The sequence below is a fragment of the Pseudoalteromonas sp. NH0006-26 genome, assembly GCF_057552415.1.
Map to the genome: position 1 here is coordinate 167,948 of NZ_BAAJMJ010000003.1, position 22,385 is coordinate 190,332.

General features: G+C 41.9%; 22 protein-coding genes. 18 read left to right on the top strand and 4 right to left on the bottom strand.

The features are described from left to right. The first annotated feature begins 9 nt into the window (after window positions 1-9). Genes mlaD through murA form a run of 5 tightly spaced genes read left to right on the top strand, consistent with a single transcriptional unit; the run spans window position 10 to window position 3,067 of the window. Entirely contained in the window at window positions 10-558 is a 549-nt protein-coding gene (gene mlaD / locus AC27JR_RS05810) for an outer membrane lipid asymmetry maintenance protein MlaD (protein WP_008115537.1), read from the top strand. 5 nt (window positions 559-563) lie between these two features. Further along, on the top strand, window positions 564-1,244 hold the full coding sequence (locus AC27JR_RS05815) for an MlaC/ttg2D family ABC transporter substrate-binding protein (RefSeq protein ID WP_008115538.1): 681 nt from the start codon (window positions 564-566) through the stop codon (window positions 1,242-1,244). Then, on the top strand, window positions 1,237-1,530 hold the full coding sequence (locus AC27JR_RS05820) for an STAS domain-containing protein (RefSeq protein WP_076918909.1): 294 nt from the start codon (window positions 1,237-1,239) through the stop codon (window positions 1,528-1,530). Before AC27JR_RS05815 ends, AC27JR_RS05820 begins: the two co-directional genes overlap by 8 nt. Window positions 1,531-1,535: 5 nt before the next feature. Next, on the top strand, window positions 1,536-1,793 hold the full coding sequence (locus tag AC27JR_RS05825; RefSeq protein ID WP_007378312.1) for a BolA family protein: 258 nt from the start codon (window positions 1,536-1,538) through the stop codon (window positions 1,791-1,793). Window positions 1,794-1,807: 14 nt separating this feature from the next. Continuing rightward, window positions 1,808-3,067: a UDP-N-acetylglucosamine 1-carboxyvinyltransferase gene (gene murA, locus AC27JR_RS05830; protein ID WP_487173040.1), complete on the top strand. Its 1,260-nt coding sequence runs from the start codon at window positions 1,808-1,810 to the stop codon at window positions 3,065-3,067. Between the two features lie 73 nt (window positions 3,068-3,140). Here the strand turns inward: murA and AC27JR_RS05835 are convergent, their stop codons facing one another. The 3 genes from AC27JR_RS05835 to AC27JR_RS05845 all read right to left on the bottom strand — a co-directional run bounded on the left by AC27JR_RS05835 (window position 3,141) and on the right by AC27JR_RS05845 (window position 6,221). After that, window positions 3,141-4,223, bottom strand: a complete 1,083-nt coding sequence (locus AC27JR_RS05835; RefSeq protein ID WP_487173041.1) for a trypsin-like peptidase domain-containing protein — start codon at window positions 4,221-4,223, stop codon at window positions 3,141-3,143. A gap of 88 nt (window positions 4,224-4,311) precedes the next feature. Beyond that, the gene (locus AC27JR_RS05840) at window positions 4,312-5,664 is read right to left on the bottom strand and encodes a Do family serine endopeptidase (RefSeq protein WP_054202364.1); all 1,353 of its coding nucleotides are present in this window, start codon (window positions 5,662-5,664) and stop codon (window positions 4,312-4,314) included. A 122-nt stretch (window positions 5,665-5,786) separates the two neighbouring features. Then, on the bottom strand, window positions 5,787-6,221 hold the full coding sequence (locus tag AC27JR_RS05845) for a Z-ring associated ZapG family protein (RefSeq protein WP_010390580.1): 435 nt from the start codon (window positions 6,219-6,221) through the stop codon (window positions 5,787-5,789). Between the two features lie 133 nt (window positions 6,222-6,354). Between AC27JR_RS05845 and zapE the strand changes: the two genes are divergently transcribed. Beyond that, window positions 6,355-7,443: a cell division protein ZapE gene (zapE, locus tag AC27JR_RS05850; protein ID WP_487173042.1), complete on the top strand. Its 1,089-nt coding sequence runs from the start codon at window positions 6,355-6,357 to the stop codon at window positions 7,441-7,443. 518 nt (window positions 7,444-7,961) lie between these two features. Here the strand turns inward: zapE and gorA are convergent. Then, entirely contained in the window at window positions 7,962-9,323 is a 1,362-nt protein-coding gene (gene gorA / locus AC27JR_RS05855) for a glutathione-disulfide reductase (protein ID WP_055013344.1), read from the bottom strand. Window positions 9,324-9,553: 230 nt separating this feature from the next. On the opposite strand from gorA, the gene prlC reads away from it, so the two are divergent. The 12 genes from prlC to AC27JR_RS05915 all read left to right on the top strand — a co-directional run bounded on the left by prlC (window position 9,554) and on the right by AC27JR_RS05915 (window position 22,380). Then, window positions 9,554-11,605: an oligopeptidase A gene (prlC, locus tag AC27JR_RS05860; protein WP_487173043.1), complete on the top strand. Its 2,052-nt coding sequence runs from the start codon at window positions 9,554-9,556 to the stop codon at window positions 11,603-11,605. A gap of 142 nt (window positions 11,606-11,747) precedes the next feature. Further along, complete coding sequence (locus tag AC27JR_RS05865; RefSeq protein ID WP_487173044.1) at window positions 11,748-12,929, top strand: response regulator; 1,182 nt, start codon at window positions 11,748-11,750, stop codon at window positions 12,927-12,929. 65 nt (window positions 12,930-12,994) lie between these two features. Continuing rightward, window positions 12,995-13,750 carry a class I SAM-dependent methyltransferase gene (locus AC27JR_RS05870; protein WP_008467222.1) on the top strand — a complete coding sequence of 252 codons (756 nt, stop codon included), beginning with the start codon at window positions 12,995-12,997 and terminating at the stop codon, window positions 13,748-13,750. A gap of 392 nt (window positions 13,751-14,142) precedes the next feature. After that, window positions 14,143-14,868, top strand: a complete 726-nt coding sequence (gene trmJ, locus AC27JR_RS05875; protein WP_008113920.1) for a tRNA (cytosine(32)/uridine(32)-2'-O)-methyltransferase TrmJ — start codon at window positions 14,143-14,145, stop codon at window positions 14,866-14,868. 181 nt (window positions 14,869-15,049) lie between these two features. After that, entirely contained in the window at window positions 15,050-15,541 is a 492-nt protein-coding gene (gene iscR / locus AC27JR_RS05880; protein WP_008113921.1) for a Fe-S cluster assembly transcriptional regulator IscR, read from the top strand. Between the two features lie 24 nt (window positions 15,542-15,565). Continuing rightward, window positions 15,566-16,783: an IscS subfamily cysteine desulfurase gene (locus AC27JR_RS05885; protein WP_008113922.1), complete on the top strand. Its 1,218-nt coding sequence runs from the start codon at window positions 15,566-15,568 to the stop codon at window positions 16,781-16,783. A gap of 40 nt (window positions 16,784-16,823) precedes the next feature. Further along, complete coding sequence (gene iscU, locus AC27JR_RS05890) at window positions 16,824-17,207, top strand: Fe-S cluster assembly scaffold IscU (RefSeq protein ID WP_054202356.1); 384 nt, start codon at window positions 16,824-16,826, stop codon at window positions 17,205-17,207. A gap of 9 nt (window positions 17,208-17,216) precedes the next feature. Continuing rightward, complete coding sequence (gene iscA / locus AC27JR_RS05895; protein WP_008113924.1) at window positions 17,217-17,540, top strand: iron-sulfur cluster assembly protein IscA; 324 nt, start codon at window positions 17,217-17,219, stop codon at window positions 17,538-17,540. An 86-nt stretch (window positions 17,541-17,626) separates the two neighbouring features. Next, window positions 17,627-18,154, top strand: coding sequence for a co-chaperone HscB (hscB, locus tag AC27JR_RS05900; RefSeq protein ID WP_487173045.1), 528 nt, complete (start codon window positions 17,627-17,629; stop codon window positions 18,152-18,154). Window positions 18,155-18,196: 42 nt separating this feature from the next. After that, window positions 18,197-20,059: a Fe-S protein assembly chaperone HscA gene (gene hscA, locus AC27JR_RS05905; protein ID WP_487173046.1), complete on the top strand. Its 1,863-nt coding sequence runs from the start codon at window positions 18,197-18,199 to the stop codon at window positions 20,057-20,059. Window positions 20,060-20,070: 11 nt separating this feature from the next. Beyond that, window positions 20,071-20,409, top strand: a complete 339-nt coding sequence (gene fdx, locus AC27JR_RS05910; RefSeq protein WP_008113929.1) for an ISC system 2Fe-2S type ferredoxin — start codon at window positions 20,071-20,073, stop codon at window positions 20,407-20,409. Between the two features lie 543 nt (window positions 20,410-20,952). Next, on the top strand, window positions 20,953-22,380 hold the full coding sequence (locus tag AC27JR_RS05915; protein ID WP_487173047.1) for an NAD-dependent succinate-semialdehyde dehydrogenase: 1,428 nt from the start codon (window positions 20,953-20,955) through the stop codon (window positions 22,378-22,380). Window positions 22,381-22,385: the final 5 nt, after the last annotated feature.

Genomic DNA, 22,385 nt, shown 5'->3' on the forward strand with positions numbered 1-22,385 from the left:
TATTAAATAATGAATTCACGGAAATTAGAAATTTTAGTTGGTTTTTTTGTCGCACTAGGTATTTTGGCGTTTTCAATGCTAGCGCTTAAAGTGGCCAATTCAGGTATTAGCGGCTCAGGTGAAACCTACACATTAAACGCCAAGTTTGAAAATATAGGCTCATTAAAAACTCGCGCGCCTATTAAAGTAGGGGGAGTTGTTATTGGTCGTGTCGAGTCAATTTATGTGCACCCGCAAGAGTTTTTACCTGTGGTGAACATGAGTATTGATGCGCAGTATTTATGTCGTTTTTCAGACACCAGTTCTATCTCAATTTTAACCTCGGGTATTTTAGGCGAGCAATATTTAGGTATTAACCCTGTGATCGCCTCAGATTCAGCTAAACAACGTTGTTTAGGCGAAGATGTTGCAAACAGTGCGCAAGACCAAGCTATTGACGATTTATTTGGGGTGCAAAGCAAAGCATTAGCAAGTGGCGATTCAATCACTGATACCAAATCGGCATTGGTACTTGAAGAATTAATTGGCCAGTTTTTATTCAACCAAGGTAGTGAGTAATTATTATGTTGAAAACATTTTTAGCAAATGTCGCATTGGTAAGTTTAATGCTAGTACAAAGCGTGCATGCCGATGAAGTTAAATTGGTTGATCCGAATAAAATGGTGCGTCAGGTTGCTGATAATACTTTTGAGCGTATTACCAAAGACCAGCCATTAATATCTACCAACAAAGAACATTTAAGGGTCATCGTTGAAGAAGAGCTGATGCCTTACATTGACTACAAATATGCGGCACTAAGAGTGTTAGGTAGTGAAGTGTCAAAGGTACGCGCGATTACCGATAAAGCAGAAAAAGCTAAAGCAATTAAAGATATTCAGCGTTTTATTGGTGCGTTTAGAGAGTACCTAGTTGCCACTTATGCAGGTGTGTTTACCCAGTACACTAATCAACAAGTTGAATTTGCTGCTGAGCAACCTTTTAAAGGTAAAGATGTGGTGGTGGTAAAAACCAAAATTGTAGAAGCCGGTAAACCCGACATTAAAATTGATTTTAAAGTACGTGAAGACCGAAGCGGTGAATGGCGCGCTTACGATATGATTGCTGAAGGTATTAGTTTACTTGATGCAAAGCAAAGCGAGCTACAAGGTATTTTACGCCAACAAGGTATTGACCATGTTAGCGACTTACTAGAGCAAAAAAGTAAGTTACCGGTTCAGTTTAGAGGCAGCGACACAAATGAGTAAATTGGCAATCAGCCAAGTCGATGAGCAGCACTTAAGAGTCAGTGGTGAATTGACTCATAATTCAATTGGCAATGAACGGCTTCTGAACACCAAGCGGCAAACTAAGCATAAAACCCTTTATTTTGACCTAAGTGAGGTCACAAGGGTTGACACAGCCGGCTTAGCTTGGTTAATTCACTCTTTTACAGAATTTAAGCAGCAAGGCATTCGCCTTGAATTGCAAAACCCACCTGAACAACTGCAAAACCTTATGCAGTTGGGTCAGGTTACAACCCTATTTGAGTGAGAGTTATGGAAACGAGTCAAGTCGAAACATTATTACGCGACGAACTTCAGTTAGCTGAAGTACATGTAAAAGCCAATGGCAGTCATTATGAAGTAATTGCAGTTGGTGAATGCTTTGACGGATTAAGTCGTGTTAAAAAGCAACAGTTAGTGTATGGCCCATTAATGAATACTATTTCAGATGGTACCATTCATGCTGTTTCTATCCGCGCTTTTACTCCGACTGAGTGGAAACGTGAGCAAAAATTCATTTTACCGCAATAAATAAGGCCCCTTAGATGGATCAATTTGTAATTCAAGGTGGCACTTCGCTGGCTGGTGAAGTAACTATTTCTGGCGCTAAAAATGCGGCACTGCCTATTTTATTTGCAGCCTTATTGCCCGAGGGTAAAAGTACCTTTACTAATGTACCGCGCCTTCGCGATATTATTACTACAGAAGCTTTATTAAAAACCTTAGGCGCTGATGTTCAGTGGCAAGGTGATTCACTGATTATTGATGGTGCAACGGTAAATAGTACGTTAGCGCCTTATGAATTAGTAAAGCAAATGCGCGCATCAGTGCTCGCACTTGGCCCTTTAGTCGCTCGCTTTGGTGAGGCACAAGTATCCTTGCCAGGTGGCTGTGCTATTGGTGCACGCCCAGTTGATATTCATATTCAAGGTTTAGAGCGCATGGGCGCGCAAATAACGGTGGAAAATGGTTATATTAATGCCAAAGTAGATGGACGCTTAAAAGGCGCTGAAATTTTCATGGAAATGATCAGTGTCGGTGCTACCGAAAACTTACTCATGGCGGCAACGCTTGCAGATGGCAAAACTGTTTTAGAAAATGCAGCGCGCGAGCCTGAAATCATCGACTTAGCTAATTGCTTAATTGCAATGGGCGCTAAAATTACCGGTGCAGGCTCTAGCCGTATTGAGATTGAAGGGGTTGAGCGTTTATCGGGTTGTGAACACCGCATATTACCGGATCGTATTGAAACTGGCACTTTTTTAGTGGCCGCCGCGATGGCCGGTGGTGAAGTACTATGTAAAATGACCGACTTTCATTCACTTGAGCCGGTAATAGAAAAGTTACGTGCAACCAATGCATTACTAGAAGTACATGATGACAGTATTTATCTTGATATGCGTGGCCGAGAGCTTAAAGCGGTTAATATTAAAACTATGCCGCATCCAGGTTTTCCAACCGACATGCAAGCGCAATTTACCGCTTTAAATGTAGTAGCTAATGGCAGTGCGACCATTACCGAAACTATTTTTGAAAATCGTTTTATGCATGTGCCTGAGTTACAACGTATGGGTGCTAATATTCGCCTTGAAGGCAATACGGCTTTTTGTGGTGAAACACAAAGCTTATCGGGTGCGCAGGTTATGGCAACCGATTTACGAGCATCAGCGAGCCTTATTTTAACGGGAATTGTGGCTCAAGGTGAAACGATTGTTGACCGTATTTATCATGTAGATAGAGGCTATCAGCGTATTGAAGATAAACTCAGTGCGCTAGGTGCTAACATCAAACGCAAAAGCAATTAGTTAGTCAAAGACATAAAAAACGCGATGATCTATCGCGTTTTTTATGTCTAATGCCAAAGTATAAATAAGCGCTTTATAGCTTGGTTTCAAGCTCCGCAACCGTCACCATTATTTTTTCTATTTCACCGTTACGGTATAGCTCAAACTCAATTTCTTTACCTGGCTCGGTACTGCCTATCTTTTTTAATACATTTTGTGGATTAGCCACTGAAAGCCCAGCAATTTTAATTACAATATCTTGCTCTTCTATACCCGCCTGCCATGCAGGACCTAGAGGGTCGAGATTGGTAATACGCATGCCTGCGACAGGCGTTAAGCTATCATTGACCTCTTTGCCTGTACTATCTACTGCAGTGCCTTCAAAGCCCAAATAACCACGAACAACACGACCATGGCGAATAAGTTTACCCATAACTTCTTTAGCAAGGGTGTAAGGTACGGCAAAAAATATTCCCTGAATGTTTAAGTTCTCACGGGTTTTAAATTGGGCTGAGGTGATCCCTACTAAATCGCCATTAGAATTTACCAGCGCTCCTCCCGAATTACCCACATTAATAGCGGCATCCATTTGCAATAAGTTATTGTAAGGACTGTCGGTAATTTTTTGCTTACCAGTAGCGCTAATGATCCCCTGAGTAATTGTTTGCCCTAAATTTAATGGATTCCCGATTGCTAACACCAAATCGCCGACATTCGTGGTGTAGTTGTCATTAACAGGAATAACAGGGAGGTGGTTGGCATTTATTTTTAATAATGCTAAATCGGTAATGGTATCAAAGCCAATAAGTTGTACATCAAAAAAACGTCTCCCATCGGTAAGAATCACCAGTATTTGATCGGCATTATTGATCACATGGTAGTTAGTTAATATATAGCCATCGGGTGACATGATCACGCCAGAACCGAGCTCTTGCACGGTATTTTGGCGCTTGTAGCGTGGCTCTTTTGAAATACTTTCTGAAAAAATAGTAACAACCGATGGTGCTGCGCGTTTAACCGCATCAGAAAAGCTTAAATGGCTGGCGGTCATTGCACTGGGCAGGGGTACATTAGGTAGTAATGCAGTACGCATGTTAGGGCTGAAAAAAACCACTAAAAAAGCAATGCCTAAACCGGCAAATAAAGGAGGAAGTACAAATTTTAGAAGTTTTAGCACGATATTCTTATTGTTAGTGAGCAATCCCTTTATGATGGCACAAAAAAAATAACAGCGGCAAGTGCCGCTGTTACTTTTATTGAGTTTATTACTGAATTAATACAAAGATAGACTCGCGTCCGCGTTTAACACCTAACACAATATTACCTTGAATATCGTCGATAATTTGGTTCATGTCGCGAATGCTTTCTACCCGTTGACGGTTTACTTGCACAATAACATCGCCTTCTTCAAGGCCAACCCGTGCTGATGGTGAACGAGGATCGACAGAGGTTACCTCAATGCCTTTCATTTTGTTTTTCTTCACATTTTCAAGTGTTGCACCTTGGAATGCTGGGTGTAACTCTTCACCTGCCGCTGTAATTCCTGATGCGCCATCTAGGGTAACTTCAACGTTTTTAACTTTACCGTCACGATAAATTCCTAGCTGCACTTCACGGCCTTCACCTAAGGTGGCTATTTTGCTTCGCAGTTCATGGAAGCCACTAATCTCACTGCCATTAATGCTAATAATCACATCGCCTGCTTTAATACCGGCTTTGCTGGCAGCTGTATCATCGAGTACCTGCATAACGTAAGCACCTTGTTTAACATCAAGCTGCTGTGCTTTGGCAAGGCCTGCATCAAGAGGGCGGCCTGAAATACCTAGCGAGCCACGGCGTACTTCACCATGTTCTACAATTTGATCAACAAGGTTTTTCATCATGTTTGATGGAATAGCAAAACCAATCCCCACATTACCACCCGATGCACCTAAAATAGCGGTATTAATACCAATTAACTCACCGTTTAAATTAACTAAAGCGCCACCTGAGTTGCCTTGGTTAATCGCGGCATCGGTTTGAATGAAATCTTCGTAACCTTCAATATTTAAACCACTACGACCTAATGCGCTAACAATACCTGAGGTAACAGTGTGGCTTAAACCAAACGGGTTACCAATAGCTACAGCAAAATCACCGACACGTAAGTCATCTGAGTTAGCAAGTTTTACCGCGGTTAATTCATCTGCGTCTATTTGTAGTAGCGCAATATCAGACTCTTTATCGCTACCAATTTTTGTTGCATCATATTCGCGACCATCTTCGAGGGTAACCACCATTTTTTCGGCGTCTTGTACTACATGGTTGTTAGTAACCACATAGCCTTTATCGGCATCAATAATAACGCCAGAGCCTAAACCACTAAACTGTCGCTTTTGGCTACGTGGCTGGGGGTTGCCAAAAAAGAAATCGAGTGGGTCACCACGTCGACGCACTTCTTTAGAGCCTGAAACCTGAATACTCACTACGCCAGGGGTGATTTGCTCAAGCATAGGGGCAAGTGTTGGTAATTGTTGACCATTAACGGCAACCGGCAACTTAGCAAACGAGGCGGTTGGACTTAATAATAAGCTAGTAGATAAAATAGCAGCACTGATAAGTGATAATTTCATTTTCATAGTCAGGGTTTACTCCACTTAAAAAGCAAAAGGCTGCAATAAGCAGCCTCAAAAAAGTATATCAGTAAGATAAAACAACAAAGCTGTTATATCTAAAGACTATGGGGTCAAAAAAAAGTTCATCAAGATGCTTTAGAAGTATTCACATCACCCGCAAATAAACCTGATTTACCCGACACATAATCGGCTGGTTGAGCATCGGCGTTTGAGCGGTCTGAGCTACGTTCTTTTAATGACGCTTGTAACTGCTCTGTGGTTTCTTTAGAGAAAAACGGTTCAGCAGGAGCTTTATTTCTGTCTTCAAGTAACAGTTGATTGGTTTCTTCAACATGACTTAATAACTGATCGTAGTTTTCTTTCATTTTGTTTACTAACTTACCAGTACTTGCTAAATGGTCGGCTACATCTTGGCGATACTGCTCTAAAGTATGCTTAGCTTGCTCTGCTTGTTGCTCTAACTCATCTTGTTTAAATTGTTTTTTAGTGACAAAGGCACCAACGAAAAATGCAGCAATAGCAACCACTATCACTAAGCCTACCCATGTAAATGTACCCATAAATTCACCTCTTTGCGAAAATAACTAAAAATATTTAGTTCAATAATAATTCATACTAAGTCTAATATACCCTGAGTATTGATGCGTGTTAATATGCATTACAAATTAAACTGTGTTTTAACTGTAAATAGATATGACTCCTTGGCAAACATACCAGCAAGACCTTCAACGCGATGACTTTGTACATGACGCAGCACAAGAAAATGCAGTTCGTCATTTACAGCGTTTATACGACGATTTAACACAAGCAAAACCGCAATCTAAAGGTTTTTTTGCAAAGCTTTTTAATAAAGCTGAACCCGCACCTATAAAAGGATTGTACTTTTGGGGTGGCGTAGGCCGAGGTAAAACTTACCTAGTTGATACTTTTTACGAAGCTTTGCCTGGCGATAGAAAAATGCGAGTGCATTTTCACCGCTTTATGCACCGAGTGCACGATGAGCTTAAAAAATTAAACAACACAGCAAACCCTTTAGAAACAGTAGCAGATATTTTTAAAGCTGAGACTGACATTATCTGTTTTGATGAATTTTTTGTTCAAGACATTACCGATGCCATGTTACTCGGTGGTTTAATGGAAGCGCTATTCGCTCGCGGTATTGTGCTGGTTGCCACGTCAAATATTGTACCTGACGACTTATACCGCAATGGTTTACAGCGTGCCCGTTTTTTACCGGCTATTGCCTTAGTGAACAAGCATACTGAAATAGTTAATGTGGATTCAGGTGTTGATTACCGATTGCGAACTCTTGAACAAGCAGAAATTTTTCATAGCCCGCTTGATGAACAAGCAGATAAAAACCTATTCGAATATTTTGATAAGCTCTCGCCGGAAGTCGGTAAAGTAGACACCCCAATAGAAATAGAAGGGCGAATGATCAAAACCCGTAAGGTATCTGACTGCATCGTTATGTTTGAATTTAGCGAACTGTGTGAAACGGCCCGTAGCCAAGTTGATTACATGGAAATAAGCCGATTATATAACACGGTGATTTTATCTAACGTGAAACAGCTTGGGCAAAATAATGATGATGCAGCAAGGCGTTTTATTGCGTTGGTAGATGAATTTTATGAGCGTAATGTAACGTTAATTATCTCTGCAGAAAAACCCATTACCGAGCTGTATACACAAGGCAATTTAAACTTTGAATTTAAACGCTGTATTAGTCGTCTGCAAGAAATGCAATCGTTAGAGTATTTAGCCCGAGAGCATTTAGCTTAAAATACGAAGGTTAGAGTTAACGGGCTGCGAGCTACGGGCTACGAGTTGAAATTACGTAGCAGCGGGTTTACCCCGCGTAAATTTGGTCTTTTCTCGAACCCGGAGGCTTTATCCTGCGCAAGATTTTCTTCTCTGTGTAGCGTGCAGCGCCTCGGTGCACTCTGTGGTGCAAAAAATTAAAACATCATTTACCACAGAGGTCACAGAGTCCACAGAGGAAGAGATTAAAGGCAAAGGTTTTAGGCAGAGATTAAGCCAAGCACAGTGTTTGGCTTAAACGGCGGGGCTTTACGCTGCGCACATGTAGCAGCGGATTTATTCCGCGTCTTTTTTAAAGGTCAAAGCGAAAGGTAAAGAGCGACGGGCAACGGGTCTCGAGCAAAACATCTAACTTCTAAATAAAAAAAACCTTGCGATGTTAACCGCAAGGTTTTTTTATTTCTCGAACCTCGAACCTCGAACCTCGAACCTCGAACCTCGAACCTCGAACCTCGAACCTCGAACCTCGAACCTCGAACTTATCTCATAGTAACAAACTCTTCAGACCCAGTAGGGTGTAGTGCGACAACCGCATCAAAATCAGCTTTAGTTGCGCCCATTTTCATGGCGACTGCAAAGCCCTGAATCATTTCATCAACGGTAAAACCAATACCGTGTAAGCCTACTACTTTTTCATCATCGCCTGCACACACTAACATCATATTACAGGCTTGGCGGTGCTGAGTAACGGCGGTGTACATAGCTGCAAAGCTTGATTTATATACTTTTACGTTTTCGCCGCCGTACTGAGAAATAGCTTCTTGCTCAGTTAATCCAATGGTGCCGATAGGTGGATGGCTAAATACTACGGTTGGTACTAGGCTGTAGTCCATTTTTAAATCGTTCGGCAATTCTTTATTAAATAAACGCTCCGATAGAGTACGACCCGCTTTTACAGCAACCGGTGTAAGCTCAATACCATTTTCGATAATATCACCCACAGCGTATACATTTTCAGCTGTGGTGTTTTGGTATTCATCTACTTTTACATAACCACTTTCGTTTACTTCAACGCCTGCTGCAGCAAGGTTAATTTTATCGGTTGTTGGCGTGCGACCAATCGCCCAAATAACTTGATCAACATTTTCGCTGTAACCATTCTCAAAGTGAATTGTTAAGCTGCCATCAGCCTCTTTTACCACTTCTTTTGGCGAACACTCGGTATGTAGAGTAGGGCCTTCTTTAGCCATAATATCAACCAGTGTGTCAATAATGTATGGGTCGAAGGTGCGCAGCGGTTTGCTCTTACGAACAAATAAGTGAGTTTGTGTACCTAGGCTGTGCAAAACACCCGCAATTTCTACGGCAATATAACCGGCACCAACAACAGCAACACGTTTAGGTTGTTCGTTCAGCTCAAAAAAGCCGTTTGAATCAATACCGTGTTCAGCGCCTGGAATGTTAGGAATAGTAGGGCGTCCGCCTACGGCAACTAAAATATGATCAGCTGTATAGTGCTCGCCATCTACTTCAACGGTCTTACTATCAACAAATTTTGCAAAACCTTTAATCACGGTAACGCCATTTTTAGCTAAACCGTTATCATAGCCTTTATGAATACGACCAATATAAGCTTCACGACTTTCTACTAGTTTTGACCAGTCAAAGCCTTTTACTTCTACATCAAAACCGTAATCAGGAGCATAAAGATTAATTGCTTCAGCAACTTGAGCACCGTGCCACATTACTTTTTTAGGAACACACCCTACGTTTACGCAGGTGCCACCCATGTGTTTTGCTTCAATAAGTGCTACTTTTGCGCCACGCATTGCTGCACGGTTAGCTGATGCAATACCACCACTACCGCCACCAATTGCAATGTAATCAAAATGCTGAGCCATGTTTAATCCTCTAAATGTGTTTAACAATGTTTTACCGATAATATCATATGCGATGAACAAGTCACTTGTTCAGGTTTGCTAAAATCTCTACCATCAAACGAAAATCAAGCTAGTTAAGATCAAGGTATTAGTAGTCGAGCGTATATTAAGCTAAGAGCTGAACACTTCCCCTTGTATTTACGTATTTTGCCCCAACTTCATTTTTATATTTGCATAAACTGAGAATGACTATGAGCAATGCACAAACAAATCCCCTTATTGGGCTTGAAGGACTTCCTCCTTTTTCAAAAATAAAGCCTGAGCATGTAGTACCGGCATTAAAAAAAGGTATTGAGCACTGTCGCAGTGCGATTGAAAGCGTATTAGCAAAGCAATCTTTCACCTGGAATGATTTAGTACTACCGCTTGAAGAAGCCGACGATAAACTATCGCGATTATTTTCACCGGTATCACATTTAAACTCAGTAATGAACAACGATGAACTTCGCGAAGCTTACGAGCAGTGTTTACCGCTTATTTCTGAATATTCTACTTTTGTTGGCCAACACCAAGGTTTATATGAGGCTTACAGCGCGCTTTATAATAGCGATGAATTTAAAACTCTCACCACCGCCCAGCAAAAAACCATTATTAACGCATTACGTGACTTTAAGCTTTCAGGTATTGCGTTAAATCCTGAGCAACAAAAACGCTACGGTGAAATTAGTGCGCGTTTATCAGAGCTTGCCTCAAAATTTGGTAATAATGTGATGGATGCCACGCTTGCATGGCATAAGCATATTACCGATGAAAGCCAATTGGCTGGTTTACCAGAATCAGCGCTTGCATTAGCGGCCGATACGGCAAAAAGTAAAGACTTAGACGGCTGGGTATTTACCCTAGATTTCCCTTCATATTTGCCGATTATGACCTATGCAGATAATCGTGAACTTCGCAAAGAAACATACACCGCGTTTTCTACTCGTGCATCCGATCAAGGGCCAAATGCAGGAGAGTTTGATAACTCGGCGATAATGAGTGAAGAACTGGCACTGCGTCATGAGTTAGCACAATTACTAGGCTTTAATAATTACGCCGAAAAATCGTTAGCTACAAAAATGGCAGAATCACCTGCACAGGTATTTTCATTTTTAGAAGATTTAGCCGCTAAATCTAAGCCACAAGCAGAGCAAGAGCTTAAAGAGTTGCAACAATATGCAGAGCAACAGCACGGTATTAGTGAACTACAGGCATGGGACTTTGGTTATTACAGCGAAAAGCTAAAGCAAGAAAAATACGCGATTTCAGATGAAGTATTACGCCCATACTTCCCTGCCGATAAAGTGCTTAGTGGTTTGTTCGAAACCGTTAACCGCTTATTTGGTATTACAGTTAAAGAGCAAAAAGACATTGATTTTTACCATAAAGATGTGCGCTTTTTTGAAATTTACGATAGCAACAATACTTTACGTGGTCGTTTCTACTTAGATTTATACGCCCGTGACCACAAGCGTGGTGGTGCGTGGATGGATGACTGTATGGGCCGTAAAGTGCGTGCTAATGGTGAACTTCAAACACCAGTTGCTTACTTAGTGTGTAACTTTAATAAAGCGATTGGCGATAAGCCTGCTTTGTTTACCCATAATGAAGTAACCACACTGTTCCATGAGTTTGGTCACGGCATTCACCACATGTTAACTCAAGTAGATGCAGCGCCTGTTGCTGGTATTAATGGGGTAGCGTGGGATGCCGTTGAATTGCCAAGTCAGTTTTTAGAAAACTGGTGTTACGAGGAAGAAGCGCTTAGCTTTATTTCAGGTCATTTCGAAACCGGTGAGCCATTACCAAAAGAGCTACTAGATAAGCTATTGGCCGCTAAAAATTACAACTCAGGTATGCAAATGTTAAGACAACTTGAGTTCTCGTTATTCGATTTTAAAATTCACCATGACTACGTGGCAGACAAACCATGCAACATTCAAGCTGTGCTTGATGATGTGCGCAGTCGTACCTCGGTCATTAAACCGCCAGCATTCAACCGTTTTCAGCATGGCTTTAGTCATATTTTTGCGGGTGGCTACAGTGCCGGTTATTACTCATATAAATGGGCTGAAGTACTTTCGGCAGACGCCTACTCTAAATTTGAAGAGGAAGGCATTTTTAATCCACAAACGGGTCAAGCGTTTATGCAGCACATTCTTGAAAAAGGCGGCAGCGAAGAGCCAATGGCACTGTTTAAAAACTTCCGTGGTCGTGAGCCAAGTGTAGATGCACTACTGCGCCATAGTGGCATTGCCGCTTAATTAAAATATAATTATAAAAGCGCCTCAATGGCGCTTTTTTATTGCCTAAAATACAGCGTTGTTAAAGAATATTTTGAATAATTTTTAGTAGTTTCAACATAGCGTACTATGCTTTGAACAAAGTACTAAAAGGGACTAACGCATGGCAAAGTTAATACTAGCAATTGATGACGATAAATTAATGCACCATATTATTGAAGAATCTTTAGCTGGGTTTTGTAAAGTGATCCATGCCAAAAATGGTGAAGATGGCATAAGACAAGCAAATAAATATAACCCCGATATTATTTTGCTTGATGTTGAAATGCCAGGAATGTCTGGTTATGAAGTCTGCCAAAGTATTAAACTAAATAAAGCCACAACAGATATTCCGGTAATGTTTTTATCATCCAAAGTGGGGCAAGCTGAACGTATTAAAGGGTTTAGTGTTGGTGGGGCTGACTACATTTTAAAGCCTTTTAACGCACAGGAGCTGATGGCACGCATTAAAATTCTTTATCAGTACCGCAAGCAGTGTGCAGCACTACAGTGTGATATAGCAAAGGCCAATAAAACGGCTGAAATGGCGATGATAGAAACTGGTGATATGGGGCGCATTATGCGCTTTGTTTGTCAAAGCTATCATGCCGATAATTTAGAACTATTAAGTGAATACTTTTTAGGCTTTTTTACTCCATTACACCTCAATGTGGTGGTCGTTTTTTGGCAAAATAAACAGGGAGTGTTTTATAGCCAAGAGACGGGCGTATGCCCATTAGAGCAAGAGCTACTCATGCAGCATAAAAATGCAGAGCGCTTTGTTGATATTGGTCATAGTACTATTATTAATTATCCTAATATTTCACTGTTAATTAAAAATATGCCAATAGATACGCCATCACTGTATGGTCGCTATAAAGATTTATTTCCGCATATTTTAGAAATAACTAACGAAAAAGTAGCCACTATACAGCAGCACCAATATCGGTTAATGCGCGATAATGAGTTAACCGTTGCTTTTAAAGATATTGTTGCCCAGCTTAAAAATCAAAACGCCATGCAAACGAATGCAATTAGTCAGCTTACAGAGCAGCTCGAGCAACTCCAATCGTTAATGCAAACACAAAATGAGCTAACAGCTTCGCAATTTAATCAGCAAATAACCCAACTTAGCCATACATCACAGCAGCTGGTTGCAACCACTAATGATTTAGCCTTTATTAAGTACCAACTAAAAACAACCACTCAACAGCGTGATGACTTAATTACTCAAACACAACTAAGTAATAAACAACATGTGCAGCCAGAACCTGAGAGCAAAAATAACGATATTGAGTTGTTTTAAACTAGAGATCGTATATTGGCTTTGTTTGGGTATAATAACGGTGAAATTTATCATCGGAGTGTGAAGTGGTTATACAGTGTGCGTTTAAAGAGTGTCGACCTTATTTAAATGAGTTAGAAGCACGCTTTGGGCTTGCTCAATGGGCAGAGCAAAGCAGTGGTTTTAGCTTGCATTACGATGATAAAGGACTAAGCCTGTATAAAACTGACGAGCCAAAATTAGGTGCTATTAACGTAGACTTTGTAACTGGTGCCGTTGCACATAGGCGTAAATTTGGTGGTGGTAAAGGGCAATCAATTGCCAAAGCAGTTGGTCTTAACAAGGGCGCAACGCCAGTGGTACTCGATGCCACAGCAGGCCTTGGGCGTGATGGTTTTGTGTTAGCCTCATTAGGCTGTAAAGTAATTTTACATGAGCGCCATCCCGTGGTTGCTGCACTGTTATATGATGGCTTACAACGTGCTTATAACGATAGTGAAATTGGCCCATGGATGCAGCAAAATATGAGCCTTATCTTTGGCTCAAGCCATACTTTACTTGCTCAATGTGACAGCATGCCCGATGTGGTTTACCTTGATCCAATGTTCCCGCACCGTGAAAAATCAGCGCTGGTTAAAAAAGAAATGCGGGTATTCCAAGAGTTAGTGGGTGGCGATACCGACGCCGATGATTTACTCGATTTTGCTTACCCTCTTGCCAGTAAGCGTGTAGTAGTGAAACGCCCCGATTACGCACCATTTTTAAATGATAAAACTCCAAGCATGCAAATCAAAACCAAGAAGAACCGCTTTGATGTGTATGTAAAAGCCGCAATGGTTTAGGTTAAAGAACAGTTTTTAGTCTTCAGCTGTCAGTTGTCAGCAAAAGATTAAGCCAAGTACGGTGTTTGGGTTAAACGTAGGCGGGGCTTTACGCCGCGCAGGTAGTTTGACATGTTGTGAAAGTGCGCGAGGTAAACTCTCACCTATAATATAAAAACTGGGCTTGCATAAGGCTCGGTGTTTTATTTTACTACCTGACCGCTGACCGCTGACCGCTGACCGCTGACCGCTGACCGCTGACCGCTGACCGCTGACCGCTGACCGCTGACCGCTGACCGCTGACCGCTGACCGCGAACTGATCTTTAAGATCTAGACTATTGAATATAGGATCTCAGCGCGTTTTCATGCTAGAATTTGCGCAATTTTTTTGTACTCGATAAGTAGCACTGTAATGATCTTAGATGATATTCGCATCGTTTTAGTTAATACCTCACATTCTGGCAATATTGGTTCTGCGGCACGCGCCATGAAAACCATGGGATTATCAAAGTTATACCTTGTAGATCCAGCCTGTGAAATAGACAGTCATGCCAGCGCACTGGCTGCAGGTGCTACTGATGTACTTGGTAATGCGGTTATTGTTGATACGGTTGCCGATGCGATTGCTGATTGTGCATTAACGATTGGTACTAGCGCCCGCTCACGTACGTTGTCGTGGCCTATGGTAGAGCCGCGTGAATGTGGTGAAAAGCTTGTTGGCGAAGCCGTAAATGGCCCTGTAGCGCTTGTATTTGGTCGTGAAAACAGTGGTTTAACAAACGAAGAATTACAACTGTGTAATTACCATGTGTGTATTCCTGCTAATCCAGAATACAGCTCGCTAAATTTAGCGATGGCAGTACAAACCTTATGTTATGAAACGCGTATGGCATTTTTAAATCAACAGCCTAAAGCGGAACAACAAGAAGACGAAACCCTATATCCATCGTCTAAACAAACAGAATTGTTTTACGAACATCTTGAAGACACATTGTTTAAAACAGGCTTCATCATTAAGCAGCACCCAGGCATGGTAATGACTAAGCTACGTCGTTTGTTTAATCGTGCTCGCCCTGAAGATGCAGAAATGAACATATTACGAGGTATTCTTACCTCAATTAATAAGTCTATAAAATAGCAATTAGTTATAAATAGCGCCCTTTATTGCTCTACTAATACTTGACTAAATTACTCAGGTAATTACAATAGACCCAATACTTGACCAAAACAGTCGGGTATTACAAGTTTTTTAGAACCTAGAATACTTGACTAATCTACTCTGGTAATTAAAATTTGCACTCTTTTGTGCGGGGGGCGTTATGAAGTTAACATCAAAAGGCAGATACGCCGTTACAGCCATGCTGGATGTTGCACTACATGCAAATATAGGCCCTGTAGCGCTTGCAGATATTTCGCAGCGCCAAGAAATTTCTTTGTCTTATCTTGAGCAGTTATTTGCCCGTTTACGTAAGAATGGGCTAGTGAGTTCTGTTCGAGGTCCTGGTGGAGGCTATTTACTAGGACGTGAGGCCGATGTGATTTCAGTTGGCGATGTTATCAATGCGGTAGATGAATCTGTTGACGCTACACGGTGTCAGCGAAGCAATACTGGTTGTCAAAGTGGCATGCGTTGTTTAACCCATACATTGTGGTCAGACTTAAGCGCACGAATTGAAGAATTTTTAAATAATATTACCTTAGCTGAACTGGTCGAAAAGTCGGACGTTAAAGCGGTCGCTCTTCGCCAAGAAAACAGCGTTAATGATGCAATTAAGCAGTTGGAAAATATTCAAGTAAGCTGTCAACTTTAAGGTTGACCTGCAGCGGAGAGAGAAATGAAGTTACCGATTTATTTAGATTACGCAGCAACTACGCCCGTTGACGAACGAGTTGCCAAAGAAATGATGCAGTGCCTGACTATGGACGGTAATTTTGGTAATCCAGCATCGCGTTCACACCGTTTTGGTTGGCAAGCTGAAGAAGTCGTTGACCAAGCACGTACTGACATTGCTGATTTGATTAATGCAGACCCACGTGAAATCGTATTCACATCGGGTGCAACAGAATCAAATAACCTTGCTATTAAAGGTGCGGCTCAGTTTTACAAGAAAAAAGGTAAGCATGTTATTACCGCTAAAACTGAACACAAAGCAGTTATCGACACATGTCGTGAGCTTGAGCGTCAAGGGTTTGAAGTAACTTATATGGACGTTGAAGAAAACGGCCTACTTGATCTGCAAAAATTAGCAGATACGATGCGTGACGACACTGTGCTTGTAAGCATCATGCATGTAAATAACGAGCTAGGTGTAATCCAAGACATCAACACTATTGGTGAAATGTGTCGCGAACGTAAAATTATGTTCCACGTAGATGCTGCACAAAGCGCAGGTAAAGTTTTAATCGATGTGCAACAAACTAAAGTAGATTTCATGTCATTCTCGGCGCACAAAGTATACGGCCCTAAAGGCGTAGGTGCTTTGTATGTTCGTCGTAAACCACGTGCACGTTTAGAAGCACAAATGCACGGTGGCGGCCATGAGCGTGGTATGCGTTCTGGTACATTAGCAACCCATCAGTTAGTAGGTATGGGCGCAGCATTTAGAATTGCAAAACAAGATTTTGAAAAAGATCACGCACACATCAGTGCGTTACGTAAACGCCTAATCGACGGCATTTTAACAGATATGGACGAAGTGTACTTTAACGGCACACAAGACCAATCAGTACCTGGTATTGTTAATATTAGCTTTAACTTTGTTGAAGGTGAGTCGTTACTAATGGCTGTTAAAGATATTGCGGTATCGTCAGGTTCAGCCTGTACATCTGCAAGTTTAGAACCTTCTTACGTATTACGTGCGCTAGGCCGCAACGACGAATTAGCACACAGCTCAATTCGTTTTAGTATTGGCCGTTTTACCACAGAAGAAGAGATTGATTACACCGTTGAGCTAATGAAAAACTCGATTGGCCGTTTACGTGAAATGTCTCCTCTTTGGGAAATGCACCAAGAAGGTGTTGATTTAGATTCAGTTGAATGGGCGCACCACTAATTAGTGGAGCCCATACCTAGCAGGTAGTGAGGATAGAATTATGGCTTACAGTGATAAAGTAATCGACCACGTAGAAAACCCACGTAATGTAGGTGCTCTAGATAAAAACGATCCGTCAGTGGCAACGGGTATGGTAGGCGCACCAGCATGTGGTGACGTAATGAAACTGCAAATTAAAGTGTCTGCAGAAGGCGTGATTGAAGATGCAAAATTCAAAACGTACGGCTGTGGTAGTGCAATTGCTTCATCTTCACTGGTAACAGAGTGGGTTAAAGGCAAAACACTAGACGAAGCGTCTACTATCAAAAATACTGATATCAGCGCAGAGTTAGAATTACCACCAGTGAAAATTCACTGTTCAATTTTAGCAGAAGATGCAATTCAAGCAGCAATTGCAGATTACAAAAGCAAACATACAAACTAAGAGATATTCATGGCAGTGACATTGACAGATGCGGCAGCAAACCGCGTACAATCATTTTTAGCAAACCGTGGTAAAGGCATAGGCCTGCGAGTTGGCATTAAAACGACGGGCTGTTCAGGTCTTGCTTATGTATTAGAGTTTGTTGATGAGCTAAACGATGACGATGAAACATTTGCGGCTAAAGGCGTTACCTTAATTGTCGACGCTAAAAGCTTAGTTTATATCGACGGCACTGAGCTCGACTACACAAAAGAAGGCTTAAATGAAGGGTTTAAATTTAATAACCCTAATCAAGCTGATGAGTGTGGTTGTGGCGAAAGCTTTACCGTTTAAGCTCAAACTTGTTTTGAATACCTAAGCTACTTGGGTATAACTAAGCCCTGCCAATTAATGTAGGGCTTTGTCATTTGTGAGAAGTTATGCGTTATTTTGAGTTATTTGCAATTCCCGTTGACTACAATATTGATTTAGCAACGATTAACAAGCACTACTTAGAACTTCAACGTGCTGTTCATCCTGATCGCCATGCTAATGCTAGCAGTCGTGATAAATTAATGGCCGTTCAAAGTACTGCCGAAATTAATGATGCACTGCAAACACTTAAGCACCCCGTTAAACGTGCAGAATATATGCTGAGCGAGCTAGGCGTAGATATTCGCGCTGAGCAGCAAACATTGCAAGATCCCATGTTTTTAATGCAGCAAATGGAGCTTCGAGAAGAACTTGAAGAGTTAGCGACCACAAGTGACCCTGATTCTGCTATTGATCATTTTGAAAAACAAATAAAGCAGCTTGATCAGCAATACAGTGCGCAATTGGCAGAGCAGTTAGCAAGTAACGATGAACAGCAATATCAACAAGCAGCAGACAGTATCCGTAAGCTAAAGTTTGTCTATAAGTTACGCGACGAGCTTGAACGCATTGAAGATAGTTTATTTGACGATTAATTCACTTGCTGCAAAGCGAGCAACACGAGTTTAAAGAGCATTATGGCATTATTGCAAATTGCTGAGCCGGGGCAGAGCGCGGCACCACATGAACATAAATTAGCAATTGGAATTGACTTAGGTACCACAAATTCATTGGTTGCGACCGTACAAAGCGGTGAAGCACGCACAATTACTGATGAATCAGGCGAAGCAATGTTACCGTCTGTAGTGCGTTACCAAGCTGGTGGCATAACCGTAGGTGCAGACGCAATGCAAGCGGCTACACTTGATCCGGTTAATACACTTATTTCAGTTAAACGCTTTTTAGGTAAAACCCAAGCCGAAATAGAACAAAGTTATGGTCAACTGCCTTATCAATTTTGCGATGACAACGGCGCACTTGCGATAGCAACTGAAGCCGGAAAAATCAGCCCAGTAAAAGCGTCAAGCCATATTTTAGGCGCCCTTAAAGTGCGCGCTGAGCAAAGTTTTGGTAATCAGGATATTTTAGGGGCGGTTATTACCGTACCAGCCTATTTTGATGATGCACAACGCCAAAGCACCAAAGACGCGGCAGAGCTTGCCGGCATTAATGTACTGCGTTTATTAAACGAGCCGACTGCAGCTGCTGTTGCCTACGGATTAGACTCAGGTCAAGAAGGCATCATTGCCGTTTATGACTTAGGCGGCGGAACATTTGATATTTCTATACTGCGCTTAAATAAAGGCGTGTTTGAAGTATTGGCCACCGGTGGCGATTCAAGCTTAGGCGGCGATGACTTTGACTCATTATTAGTTGACTACCTCAAACAAGAAACTGGCGTGACGGGCTTATCTCCTTCGGTATTACGTTTATTTATAAATAAAGCCAAAGCCTGTAAAGAAGCACTCAGCCAATACGAAAAAGTAAATGTTGGCCTTGAGTTTGATGATGAAAAATACATGGTTGAAGTAACGCGAGAGAAGTTTAACGAGCTGGCTATGCCACTGGTTAAAAAAACGCTTCGTTCATGTCGTCGTGCAGTAAAAGATGCCGGTATTGAAAACCAAGAAGTACTACAAGTGGTGATGGTTGGCGGTTCAACCCGCATGCCGTTGGTACGTACTCAAGTTGGCGAGTTTTTTGATAAACAACCACTAACTTCAATTGACCCTGATCGTGTTGTTGCTCTGGGTGCCGCATTACAAGCAGACGTATTAATTGGTAACAAGCCAGATTCAGACATGTTATTGCTGGATGTGTTACCGTTGTCGCTAGGCCTTGAGACTATGGGTGGCTTGGTTGAAAAAATCATTCCACGCAATACAACTATCCCAGTTGCACGTGCGCAAGAATTTACTACGTTTAAAGATGGTCAAACGGCCATGTCGTTGCATGTATTACAAGGCGAACGTGAACTGGTTGACGATTGTCGATCGCTGGCAAAATTCAGCTTAAAAGGCATTCCTCCTATGGCGGCGGGGGCGGCGCATATTCGCGTTACCTTTAAAGTAGATGCTGATGGTTTACTAAGCGTATCGGCTATGGAAAAATCAACCGGTGTGCAAGCAGAAATACAAGTGAAACCGTCGTTTGGTTTATCTGACGACCAAGTTGCTAACATGCTTAAAGAGTCGATGAGTAACGCTAAAGGCGACATGCAAGCGCGTATGCTTAAAGAGCAACAAGTTGAAGCGCTTCGTGTAATAGAAGCAATGGAAGCCTCTTTAGCAGCTGATGGCGATTTACTTGAGCCTGAGCAACTAGCGGCGCTAAAAGTGGAAATAAACGAACTTGCAAAAGTACGCGAGAGTGCACAAGAGCCAAGCGAAATTAAAGCAGCCATTGAAAAAATGGACAATGCGAGTAGTGATTTTGCCGCGCGTAGAATGGATGCATCAATTAAAAAAGCCTTAACAGGCCAGTCAGTAGACAATATATAAGAGAGATTAGAATGCCACAAATTGTTTTTCTTCCCCATCCGGAGTTGTGTCCTGACGGTGCTGCAATAGAAGCGCCCGCTGGCGAAACGGTACTTGATATCGCGCTTAAAAATGGCATTAGCATTCCTCATGCCTGTGAAAAGTCATGTGCATGTACAACTTGTCACTTAGTGATCCGTGAAGGTTTTGACTCATTAGATGAAAGTGACGACCTAGAAGACGACATGCTAGATAAAGCATGGGGTTTAGAGCCTGAGTCACGTTTAGGTTGCCAAGCAATTATTAGAGATGAAGACTTAGTGGTTGAAATACCAAAGTACAATCTCAATATCGTTAATGAAGAGCATTAGTTTTTAATTAACGACTATTATATTAAAAGCCGCTGTTTGATAAAGCGGCTTTTTTGTTTGTATTAAGTAGCAGCGGGTTTATCCCGCGTCTTTTTTAAAGGTTAAAGGCGAAAGGTTACGAGCGGCGGGCTGCGAGACGCGGGTAAGCCAAAAGCTCTATAAGTGCGTTAGGTAAACTCCCGACTAAAAGGTGGCGAACATTGTTTTGTAGGCGAGGCTTTATGCCGCGCAAGTTTTTCTTCTCTGTGTAGCGCGTAGCGCCTCGGTGCACTCTGTGGTGAAAAAAATTAAAACACTATTTACCACAGAGGCCACAGAGAAAGAGATTAAAGACAAAGGTTTTAGGTTAAAGGTTAAAGGCAAAAGGTTACGAGCGACGGGCTGCGAGGCGCGGGTAAATTAAAATAGCCTGTAGGTGGGGCTTTATGTCGCGCACATGTAGCAGCGGGTTTATTCCGCGTCTCGAAGCCCGAAACCCGAAGCTCGAAGCCCGAAGCCCGAAGCCTGAAACCCGTAACCCGAAACTTATTCCGGAGGTATATTTTGAGTGATCTTATTTTTTCAGACTCGTTTATAAATGGTGAATTTTATAAAACCGCTACGCGATTTAGCGTCGATGATCCTGCGACCGGAAAAAGCATAATAGAAGTTAGCGACATTGACGAGCAGGGCGTAAATACAGCTATTAATGCGGCAAAAGGCGCGTTTGTAAAATTAAAAGCCACCAATGCAACCGAGCGAAGTGACACTTTGATGCGCTGGTATGAGTTGGTGATAAAACATAAACAAACATTAGCTAAACTTATGACCAAAGAGCAGGGGAAACCGCTTAAAGAATCTCTCGGTGAAATAGATTATGGCGCCGGCTTTATTAAGTGGTTTGCTGAGCAAGCTAAACGTAGCTATGGGGATGTGATCCCTGCAACCGACAACCAGCATCGCCTAACCAGTTATAAACAGCCTATTGGCGTGGTTGCCGGTATTACCCCATGGAACTTTCCTGTGGCTATGGTAACTCGGAAAGTTGCCCCTGCTTATGCTGCTGGCTGTAGTTTCATTTTAAAACCTTCTGAGCACACACCACTATGCGCCATTGCTTTAGCGTATTTAGCTGATCAGGCTGGCTTTGTGAAAGGCGCATTTAATGTGTTGGTATCACAACACGCTAAAGACGTTGGTAAAATGCTGACTGACTCAGAGGTCGTACGTAAGTTTACTTTTACTGGCTCTACCGGAGTGGGTAAGCAGTTACTATCGCAATGCGCTAATACAATTAAGAAAACATCAATGGAATTAGGCGGCAATGCGCCGTTCATTATTTTTGATAATGCCGATATTGATGATGCTATTGATGGCTTAATGGCAGCTAAATTTAGAAATAGTGGCCAAGCGTGTGTGGCGGCTAACCGTATCTTTATTCAGCGCAGTATTATGGATAAAGTGCTAAACAAGCTAACCTCGAAGGTTGCTGGATTAAAAGTGGCAAACGGCTTTGAAGATGAAGTGGACATTGGTCCGCTGATATACCCTGAGGCTAAACAAAAAGTGCAGCAATTGATAAACGATGCATTAAGCAAAGGGGCTTCGCTTATTGGCGAGCAACGAGATTTAGGGGGGAGTTTTCAAAACCCAGTTATTGTTAACAATGTTACGCCTGAGATGGATATTTATCACCAAGAGGTGTTTGGCCCTGTATTAAGTATAATCCCGTTTGATGATGAGGCAGAAGTACTGGCATTGTCTAATGATGTTCCCTATGGACTAGCAGCCTACTTTTATAGTCAGAATATTAAGCAAATATACCGCGTAAGTGAAGCGCTTGAATTTGGTATGGTCGGTGTTAATGAAGGGGTTATATCAAACCCTGTAGCGCCGTTTGGTGGGGTAAAACAATCTGGTCTCGGCAGAGAGGGCGGTCACCAAGGGTTAGATGAATACTTAGAAGAAAAATATGTATGTATTAAGGTGTAATGGTT

Coding starts and splice junctions, on each gene's coding strand:
- fdx (WP_008113929.1), top strand. CDS start 20,071: ATGCCACAAATTGTTTTTCTTCCCCATCCGGAGTTGTGTCCTGACGGT.
- zapE (WP_487173042.1), top strand. CDS start 6,355: ATGACTCCTTGGCAAACATACCAGCAAGACCTTCAACGCGATGACTTT.
- gorA (WP_055013344.1), bottom strand. CDS start 9,323: ATGGCTCAGCATTTTGATTACATTGCAATTGGTGGCGGTAGTGGTGGT.
- trmJ (WP_008113920.1), top strand. CDS start 14,143: ATGATCTTAGATGATATTCGCATCGTTTTAGTTAATACCTCACATTCT.
- AC27JR_RS05845 (WP_010390580.1), bottom strand. CDS start 6,221: ATGGGTACATTTACATGGGTAGGCTTAGTGATAGTGGTTGCTATTGCT.
- iscR (WP_008113921.1), top strand. CDS start 15,050: ATGAAGTTAACATCAAAAGGCAGATACGCCGTTACAGCCATGCTGGAT.
- murA (WP_487173040.1), top strand. CDS start 1,808: ATGGATCAATTTGTAATTCAAGGTGGCACTTCGCTGGCTGGTGAAGTA.
- AC27JR_RS05885 (WP_008113922.1), top strand. CDS start 15,566: ATGAAGTTACCGATTTATTTAGATTACGCAGCAACTACGCCCGTTGAC.
- prlC (WP_487173043.1), top strand. CDS start 9,554: ATGAGCAATGCACAAACAAATCCCCTTATTGGGCTTGAAGGACTTCCT.
- iscU (WP_054202356.1), top strand. CDS start 16,824: ATGGCTTACAGTGATAAAGTAATCGACCACGTAGAAAACCCACGTAAT.
- hscB (WP_487173045.1), top strand. CDS start 17,627: ATGCGTTATTTTGAGTTATTTGCAATTCCCGTTGACTACAATATTGAT.
- AC27JR_RS05840 (WP_054202364.1), bottom strand. CDS start 5,664: ATGAAAATGAAATTATCACTTATCAGTGCTGCTATTTTATCTACTAGC.
- mlaD (WP_008115537.1), top strand. CDS start 10: ATGAATTCACGGAAATTAGAAATTTTAGTTGGTTTTTTTGTCGCACTA.
- hscA (WP_487173046.1), top strand. CDS start 18,197: ATGGCATTATTGCAAATTGCTGAGCCGGGGCAGAGCGCGGCACCACAT.
- AC27JR_RS05820 (WP_076918909.1), top strand. CDS start 1,237: ATGAGTAAATTGGCAATCAGCCAAGTCGATGAGCAGCACTTAAGAGTC.
- AC27JR_RS05825 (WP_007378312.1), top strand. CDS start 1,536: ATGGAAACGAGTCAAGTCGAAACATTATTACGCGACGAACTTCAGTTA.
- AC27JR_RS05815 (WP_008115538.1), top strand. CDS start 564: ATGTTGAAAACATTTTTAGCAAATGTCGCATTGGTAAGTTTAATGCTA.
- AC27JR_RS05865 (WP_487173044.1), top strand. CDS start 11,748: ATGGCAAAGTTAATACTAGCAATTGATGACGATAAATTAATGCACCAT.
- iscA (WP_008113924.1), top strand. CDS start 17,217: ATGGCAGTGACATTGACAGATGCGGCAGCAAACCGCGTACAATCATTT.